The organism is Belnapia moabensis DSM 16746, from assembly GCF_000745835.1.
GTDB lineage: Bacteria > Pseudomonadota > Alphaproteobacteria > Acetobacterales > Acetobacteraceae > Belnapia > Belnapia moabensis.
Window position 1 is genome coordinate 1 of sequence record NZ_JQKB01000147.1, and the last position, 7,413, is coordinate 7,413.

Below are 7,413 nucleotides of genomic sequence, written 5' to 3' on the forward strand. Positions count from 1 at the left end.
GCGATGCCTGGCCCAGCGCCTTACGGTCAATCAGCCCAGCCGGACCCTCGGCATTGAACCGAACAACCCAGTCCCGGACGATCTGCACCGTCACCCCGCCGATCCGGGCGGCCTCCGTGCGCAATGCGCCATCGTAAATGGCTGCCAAGGCCAACAGGCGACGTGCCTGGGCCGCATCCTTGGTCCGTCGAGCCGCACTACGGAGCCCAGCCGCGTTAAAGTCAGCTCGGAGTGGGATGGGCATGGCGAAGCTCCCCTGTTCGCCACGTTGAATCAGAGCGCCGTCCTCCTGGGAATCCCCAGCAAGTCACGCTCTCCGAGACTTGGTATAAGTCCTTGCGGCGATGGTGGGTGCGACAGGGATTGAACCTGTGACCCTTGCCGTGTGAAGGCAATGCTCTACCGCTGAGCTACGCACCCGAACCGCCGATGGAGGTCCCGCGGAGGCGGTTGAATAAGGGCATCGTCCGCGGCTTGCAAGCCCCGAAGCGGCGACCTCACTCGGCGCGGATGCCGGCCTCCGCCACCACCGCCGCATAGCGCGCCACCTCCGCCGCGACGAACCGCCTCGACTCCGCCATGTCGGCGCCGATCAGGCTGAAGCCCAGCTCCCCCGCCTTCCGCATCAGCACCGGGTCGGCGAGGCTCCGGCGAATCGCGGCGGCGATCGCCTCTGCCAACGGCTCGGCGATGCCGGAGGGCGCCTGGATCGCCGTCCAGCTGGTGATGCGCAGCGCCGGCAGCCCCGCCTCGGCGGTGGTCGGCACATCCGGCAGCAGCGGATGCCGTGCCACATCCGTCACCGCGAGCGCGCGCAGCCGCCCCGCCTGCACCTGGGTGATGACCTCCGGCAGGTTGCCCACGATCACGTCGAGATTCCCGGCAACGAGATCCGTCACCGCCGGCGCCCCGCCGCGGTAGGGCACATGCTCCAGCCGCTCAGCCGCCCCCGCCGCGCGGCGGAACATCTCGAGCCCCAGATGCGGCGGTGAGCCGGTGCCGGAGGAGCCGCCATTCAGCCGCCGCTGCCGCGCCGCCGCCGCCAGCTCGCCGAGCGTCCGCCACGGCGCCTCCGCCCGCACGACGACGACGAGCGGCAGCGCGCCGAGCAGCGTCAACGTCTTCAGGTCGCGCGTGAAGTCATAGGGCGCGTGTGGAAAGAGCGAGGCATTCACTGCATGGGTGAGCGTGATGGCGAGCAGCGTGTGCCCGTCGGGCGCCGCCTTCGCCACCGCATCGGCGCCGATCATCGCATTGCCGCCGGCGCGGTTCTCGACCAGCACTGGCTTGCCCCAGTCCTCCGCCAGCCGCTGCGCGACGAGGCGGGAGATGATGTCGGTCTGTCCCGCCGGGGTGAAAGGCACGACGAGCCGCACCGGATGATCCGGGAAGCCCGCCTGCTGCGCGTGCGCCGCGAGCGGGACAAAAGCAGCCAGCAGCGCCGCGCGGCGCGAGAGGTCAGTCACGTCGCACTCCTTGGAAGTTGGCGGACCCGCCGGTGAACCCCATCGATTCCCGCCGATGGGCGATGCCCATCCCGTGGAGCATGTCGGAGACCATCGGCCCGTGGTTGCGCGCGACATGGGCCCAGGAGAAGACCGGATGGAGCACGCCGCGATCGGATTGTGGAGGAAGGTCAGCACCCGCCACCCCTGCGCGGCGGCGAGGCCCGGGGCGGAGGGGGCCGACGGCGATCGGCATGCGGTGGGCGATGGGCATCGGTCGGACTCCGCTCCGGTGGAAGCCGCGGCATGTCGCGACCGTACCGGACAGGAAGCAGAACCGATCCGACCGGTCCTGTCAAAGAAAAACTTTTTCTTATCGCTATATATCAATAATCAACGGTTAAAATCCGTGAAACCGCCTAGGCCAGTCCGTTCCTGACATGCGCCCGGTAGGCCGGCCTCTCCGACAACCGCGTGTAATAGGCATCGAGCGCCGGCATCGCCGCCCACTCGATGCCGCGCATCGCAAACCACCGATGCACCAGGAACCCGGCGGGGATGTCGGCCAGCGTGAAGGTCCTGCCCGCCAGGTAAGGGCCGTCTGCCTCCAATGCCGCCGCAATGCGCTTCATCCCCTGCGCATACTCCGCCCGGCCGCGCGCCACCGACCAAGGGTCGTTCCAGGGCGCCAGCCCCAGCTCGCCCCCGAGATAGGCCCCTTTCATCGCCAGCGTCATGTCATAGGCGACCCAGTCCATCCACTGCTCGACCAGTGCCCGCGCCGACGGCGCCTCCGGCAGCAGATGCACGGCGCCTTCCCGCGTCGCGAGGTAGCGCAGGATCACATGCGACTCCCGCATTACCACCTCGCCATCGACCAGCACCGGCACCGTGCCGAGCGGATTGAGCGCCAGGAACGCCGGATTCGCTGTCGGCCGATGCCCGCGCCCCCAATCTTCCTGCTCGAAGGGCAGCCCCAGCTCCCCCAGCAGCCACAGCACCTTCCGCACGTTGTAGGCGTTGGACCTGCCCAGCAGTTTCAGCATGGCGGGCCGCCCCCATCCGGCCTTGCGTCGAGGCTTCGCCATTCGCACCTCATCCGCAACAGAGAAAGGCCTCCGCGATGAGCCAGCGGCAGTTGAAGCTCGGCGCCTTCATGCGCCCGGTCAGCATCCATACGGGCGCCTGGCGCTATCCCGGCGCCTTCCCCGACGCGAATTTCAACTTCGCCCACTACAAGCGCTTCATCCAGACGCTGGAGCGCGGCCGGTTCGACGCCTTCTTCATGGCCGACCACCTCGCGCTGCTCAACATGCCGATCGAGGCGCTGAAGCGCAGCCACACCGTCAGCAGCTTCGACCCGCTGACCCTGCTGCCCGCGCTCGCCGCGGTGACGGAGCATATCGGCCTCATCGCCACCGCCTCCACCACCTATAACGAGCCCTACCACATCGCCCGCAAATTCGCCTCGCTCGACCATATCAGCGGCGGCCGGGCCGGGTGGAACCTCGTCACCACCTCCAACCCCGACGCCGCCCTGAATTTCGGCCAGGACGAGCACATGGCCCATGGCGAGCGCTACCAGCGGGCGCGCGAGTTCTTCGACGTCGTCACCGGCCTCTGGGACGGCTGGGCCGATGACGCGCTGATCCGCGACGTGGAGAGCGGCATCTTCTTCGACCCCGCGCGGGTGAAGCCGCTCGACCATGTCGGCCCCGAGTTCAAGGTCCGCGGTCCCCTCAACGTCGCCCGCCCCATCCAGGGCTGGCCCGTCATCGTCCAGGCCGGCGCCTCCGAGGCCGGCAAGCAGGTCGCTGCCGAGACCGCCGAGGCCGTCTTCGCCGGCGTCGCCACCCTCGCCGACGGCCAGCGCCTCTATGCGGATATCAAAGGCCGCATGCCCGCCCTCGGCCGCGACCCGGACCACCTGAAGCTGCTCCCCGGCTGCTTCGTCGTCATCGGCGATACGGTGGCGGAGGCGAAGGCGAAGCGCGCCCATCTCGACAGCCTCGTCCACTACGACAGCGCCATCGCCTCCCTTTCCATCGCCCTCGGCACCGACGCCTCGAAATTCGACCCGGACGCCCCGCTGCCTCCCATCCCCGACACCAATGCCAGCAAGAGCGGCCGCGAGCGCGCGATCGCGCTCGCCGAGCGCGAGGGCCTGACCGTCCGCCAGCTCGCCCAGCGCCTCGGCGGCTATGCCGGCCTCGCCATGGTCGGCACCCCCGCCACCATCGCCGACGAGATGGAGGCCTGGCTGGAGGGCAGGGGCGCCGACGGCTTCAACATCATGTTCCCCTGGCTCCCCGGCGGGCTCGACGATTTCGTCGAGCGCGTGGTGCCTGAGCTGCAGCGCCGCGGCCTCTTCCGCCGCGAGTACGAGGGCCGGACGCTCCGCGAGAATCTCGGCCTCCCCCGCCCGCCCAACCGCCTCTTCCCCGAGGCCTGAGCCGCCCCATATCCTTGGGCATGGGACGCCTGCTGCCCCTCGCCCTCGGCCTCGCCCTGGTCCCCGCCGCCGCGCGGGCCGAGCCGCTCGTCGCCCGCTACGAGGTGCAGGCCGCCGGCCTCACCGTGATGAAGGTCGAGGCCCTGCTCGACCTCGACGGCCCTCGCTACCTCGTCCGCACCCGCGTCCAGATGAACGGCATGGCGGGCTTCTTCGCCCGCGGCGACCAAGTGACCTCCGCCGAGGGCAGCTGGCGCGGCACGGAGCCTGTGCCCGCCCGTTACCGTGTCGACGGCACTTGGCGCGGCGACCGCCGCGTCGTGGCAATCGACTACTCCGCCACCGGCATGCCCGTCCTCCAGGCCCTCGATCCGCCGAACACCAACCGCGAGGCCGTCCCTGACTCGCTGCGGGCGGGCACCGTCGACGCGCTCTCGGCGCTCGCCAAGCTCACCCGCGTCGTGGCGCGGACCGGCCGCTGCGACACCAGCGCCCGGGTCTTCGACGGACGCCGCCGCGCCGACTACGCGGTGCAGACTGCCGGCCAGGGCGTACTGCCGGCCGAGGGCGGCTTCGGCGGCCCCGCCATCAAATGCGTCTTCGAGGGACGGCTGATCGCCGGCCGCCTCGACGACCAGGACCCGGAGGAGGCCCGCCGCCCGCAGGTGGCCGATATCTGGCTCGGCCAGCCCCTGCCGGGCCGCGGCCCGTTGCCAGTCCGCATCGAGCTGCCGACCCGCTGGTTCGGCACCGTCCGCGCCGTGCTGGTGAGCGTGGAACCCGCCAGCTCAGCCCAGACGATGGCCCAGCAGCGCCGCTAGCAGCCCCTCCGGCCGGTCGATGACCGCCGCCGCACCCTCAGCCATCTCCGGCGTTCCATAGCCCCAGCCGGCGAAGAGGCAGGGCACCCCGGCCCCACGCGCCGCCAGCACGTCGTTCCGATGATCCCCCACCATCACCGCCAGGCCCGGTTCGCCCCCAGCGGCCCGCAAGGTTCCCAGCAGATGCTCGGGATCCGGCTTCCGCACCGGGAAGCTGTCCCCTCCGCCCACGGCCGCGAACCGCCCGCCGATGCCGAGCGCCCCGAGCAGCGTCGCCGTCGCTTTGGCTGGCTTGTTGGTGCAGATCGCCATCCGCCATCCCGCCGCCTCCAGCCCTTCCAGCACCCCGGCAATGCCCGGGAACAGCGCCGTCTCCTCCGCCGCCCGCGCCGTGTAATCCGCGCTGAACCCATCCAGCGCCGTCTGGTCGAAGCCGAGCCCCCGCGCCGCCAGCGCCCGCTCCACCAGCACGCGCACGCCATCGCCGATCATCGCCGTCACCTCCGTCCGGCCGAAGCCGGGCCGCCCCAGCCGGGCCATCATCCGGTCCAGCGCGGCATGGATATCGGGCACGCTGTCCACCAGCGTGCCATCGAGGTCGAACAGGGCTACGGGAGCGGTCATGCCCCACCCTTACCCGCCCGGTCACATCCGGCAATCCAGTTTGACTCGCATGAGGCTTGCCCCGCCCACCCCTCCGCGACTAACCGGGTGCCATGCCCGCTGCCATCATCCTCGCTGCCGGCCTCGGCACCCGCATGCGGAGCGCGCTGCCGAAGGCGCTGCACCCCATCGCCGGCCGGCCGATGCTCAACCACCTCATTGCCGCCTGCGAACCGGCCTTCGACCGCATCGTCGTGGTGGTCGGCCCCGACATGCCCGCGCTCGAGGCCGCCGCCCGCCCCCACGCGACGGTCATCCAGGCCGAGCGCCTCGGCACCGGCCACGCCGCCGCCCAGGCCGCTCCCTTGCTGCGCGACTACCCCGGCGACATCGCCGTCCTCTACGCCGACAACCCGCTGATCCCGACCGATACCCTTCGCCGCCTCCTCGCCCGCCGCGCCGAGGCCGGCCTCGCCCTCCTCGCCATGCGCCCCGCCGACCCCGCCCGCTACGGCCGCGTGGTGACGGACGCGGCCGGCGCCGTCCTCCGCGTCGTCGAATGGGCCGATGCGGATGAGGCCGAGCGCGCCATCCCCCTCTGCAACGCCGGCGTCGTCTGCGCCCCCGCCGCCGACCTCTTCCGCTGGCTCGCCGCCATCCGCGCCGAGAACGCCAAGGGCGAGTACTACCTTCCCGATGTCGTGGCGCTGGCCGTCGCCGAGGGCCGCCGCGTCCTCGCCGAGGAAGCCGCCGAGGCCGACCTCGCCGGCGCCAACAGCCGCGCCGAACTCGCCCTGCTGGAGGCCGGGATGCAATCCCGCCTGCGCGCCGCCGCCATGGCCGGCGGCGCGACGCTGACCGCCCCCGACACCGTCTTCCTCTCCTGGGACACCCGCCTCGGCCAGGACGTCACCATCGGCCCGCATGTCGTCCTCGGCCCCGGCGTCACGGTGGAGGACGAGGTGGATATCCGCCCCTTCAGCCACCTCGAATCCTGCACCGTGAGGCGCGGCGCCATCATCGGCCCCTATGCCCGCCTGCGCCCCGGGACCGAGGTGGGGGAGGGCGCCCATGTCGGCAATTTCGTCGAGCTGAAGGCCGCACTCCTCGGCCCCGGCGCCAAGGCCAACCACCTGACCTATCTCGGCGATGCGACCATCGGCGCCGGCAGCAATATCGGCGCCGGCACCATCACCTGCAACTATGACGGCATCGCCAAGCACCGCACCGAGATCGGCGCCGGCGCCTTCATCGGCAGCGACACCGCGCTGGTGGCGCCGGTGCGCATCGGTGACCGTGCGCTGGTCGCCGCCGGCAGCGTCATCACCGAGGACGTGCCGGACGACGCCATGGCCATCGCCCGCGGCCGCCAGGCGGTGAAGCCCGGGCGTGGGTTCAAAGGCAAGAAGGGCAAATAGCCATGTGCGGAATCGTCGGCGTCATCGGCAAGGCCTCCGCGGCACCGCTTCTCCTCGAAGCGCTCCGCCGCCTCGAATACCGCGGCTACGACAGCGCCGGCATCGCCACGCTCGTCAACGGCCATATCGAGCGCCGCCGCGCCGAGGGCAAGCTCGGCAACCTCGCCGGCGTGCTGGAGCGCGACGCGCTGCCCGGCACCACCGGCATCGGCCACACCCGCTGGGCAACCCACGGCGCGCCGACCGAGCGCAACGCCCACCCCCACAGCACCGCCCGCGTCAGCGTCGTCCACAACGGCATCATCGAGAACCATGCCGAACTTCGCGCCGAGCTGGAGGCCAAGGGCGCCGTCTTCGAGACCGAGACCGACACCGAGACCTTCGTCCGCCTGGTCGACGACCTGCTCCACCAGGGCCAGGAGCCGCAAGCCGCCTTCGCCGCCGCCCTCCGCCGCGTCCACGGCGCCTTCGCCCTCGCCGCCATCTTCTCCGGCCACCCCCGCCTGCTGCTCGCCGCCCGCCAGGGCGCGCCGCTCGCCGTCGGCTTCGGCGAGGGCGAGATGTTCGTCGGCTCCGATGCCCTCGCCCTCGCCCCCCTGACCCGCCGCATCGCCTATCTCGAGGAGGGCGACTGGGCCGCCATCGATGGCGAGGGCGCCCGCTTCTTCGACGCC

At 71.4% G+C, this 7,413-nt stretch carries 8 protein-coding genes, 1 tRNA gene and 1 pseudogene; 4 read left to right on the forward strand and 6 right to left on the reverse strand.

All coding sequences use genetic code 11. The features are described 5' to 3' along the window. The 5 genes from EP26_RS37040 to EP26_RS28685 all read right to left on the reverse strand — a co-directional run. Positions 1-244 (reverse strand): helix-turn-helix domain-containing protein (locus EP26_RS37040; protein ID WP_043344441.1); only part of this gene is annotated, 244 nt, incomplete at its 3' end. Between the two features lie 101 nt (positions 245-345). Next, a tRNA-Val gene (locus tag EP26_RS28670) sits at positions 346-420 on the reverse strand. 77 nt (positions 421-497) lie between these two features. After that, entirely contained in the window at positions 498-1,466 is a 969-nt protein-coding gene (locus tag EP26_RS28675; RefSeq protein WP_043344429.1) for a Bug family tripartite tricarboxylate transporter substrate binding protein, read from the reverse strand. Beyond that, positions 1,459-1,719, reverse strand: coding sequence for a hypothetical protein (locus EP26_RS36515; protein WP_043344430.1), 261 nt, complete (start codon positions 1,717-1,719; stop codon positions 1,459-1,461). Before EP26_RS36515 ends, EP26_RS28675 begins: the two co-directional genes overlap by 8 nt. Positions 1,720-1,864: 145 nt before the next feature. After that, positions 1,865-2,491, reverse strand: coding sequence for a glutathione S-transferase family protein (locus tag EP26_RS28685; protein ID WP_043344432.1), 627 nt, complete (start codon positions 2,489-2,491; stop codon positions 1,865-1,867). A 77-nt stretch (positions 2,492-2,568) separates the two neighbouring features. Between EP26_RS28685 and EP26_RS28690 the strand changes: the two genes are divergently transcribed. Both EP26_RS28690 and EP26_RS28695 read left to right on the forward strand, forming a co-directional pair. Continuing rightward, the gene (locus tag EP26_RS28690) at positions 2,569-3,897 is read left to right on the forward strand and encodes an LLM class flavin-dependent oxidoreductase (protein WP_043344434.1); all 1,329 of its coding nucleotides are present in this window, start codon (positions 2,569-2,571) and stop codon (positions 3,895-3,897) included. A 20-nt stretch (positions 3,898-3,917) separates the two neighbouring features. Then, positions 3,918-4,718, forward strand: coding sequence for a DUF3108 domain-containing protein (locus tag EP26_RS28695; protein ID WP_043344435.1), 801 nt, complete (start codon positions 3,918-3,920; stop codon positions 4,716-4,718). Here the strand turns inward: EP26_RS28695 and gph are convergent. Further along, positions 4,686-5,342 carry a phosphoglycolate phosphatase gene (gph, locus tag EP26_RS28700; RefSeq protein ID WP_043344437.1) on the reverse strand — a complete coding sequence of 219 codons (657 nt, stop codon included), beginning with the start codon at positions 5,340-5,342 and terminating at the stop codon, positions 4,686-4,688. The two genes, EP26_RS28695 and gph, sit on opposite strands and share 33 nt — an antisense overlap. A gap of 92 nt (positions 5,343-5,434) precedes the next feature. Between gph and glmU the strand changes: the two genes are divergently transcribed. Further along, positions 5,435-6,739: a bifunctional UDP-N-acetylglucosamine diphosphorylase/glucosamine-1-phosphate N-acetyltransferase GlmU gene (gene glmU, locus EP26_RS28705; protein ID WP_043344438.1), complete on the forward strand. Its 1,305-nt coding sequence runs from the start codon at positions 5,435-5,437 to the stop codon at positions 6,737-6,739. Positions 6,740-6,741: 2 nt separating this feature from the next. Beyond that, positions 6,742-7,413: pseudogene (locus EP26_RS28710) on the forward strand (glutamine--fructose-6-phosphate transaminase (isomerizing)); the annotation flags it as partial.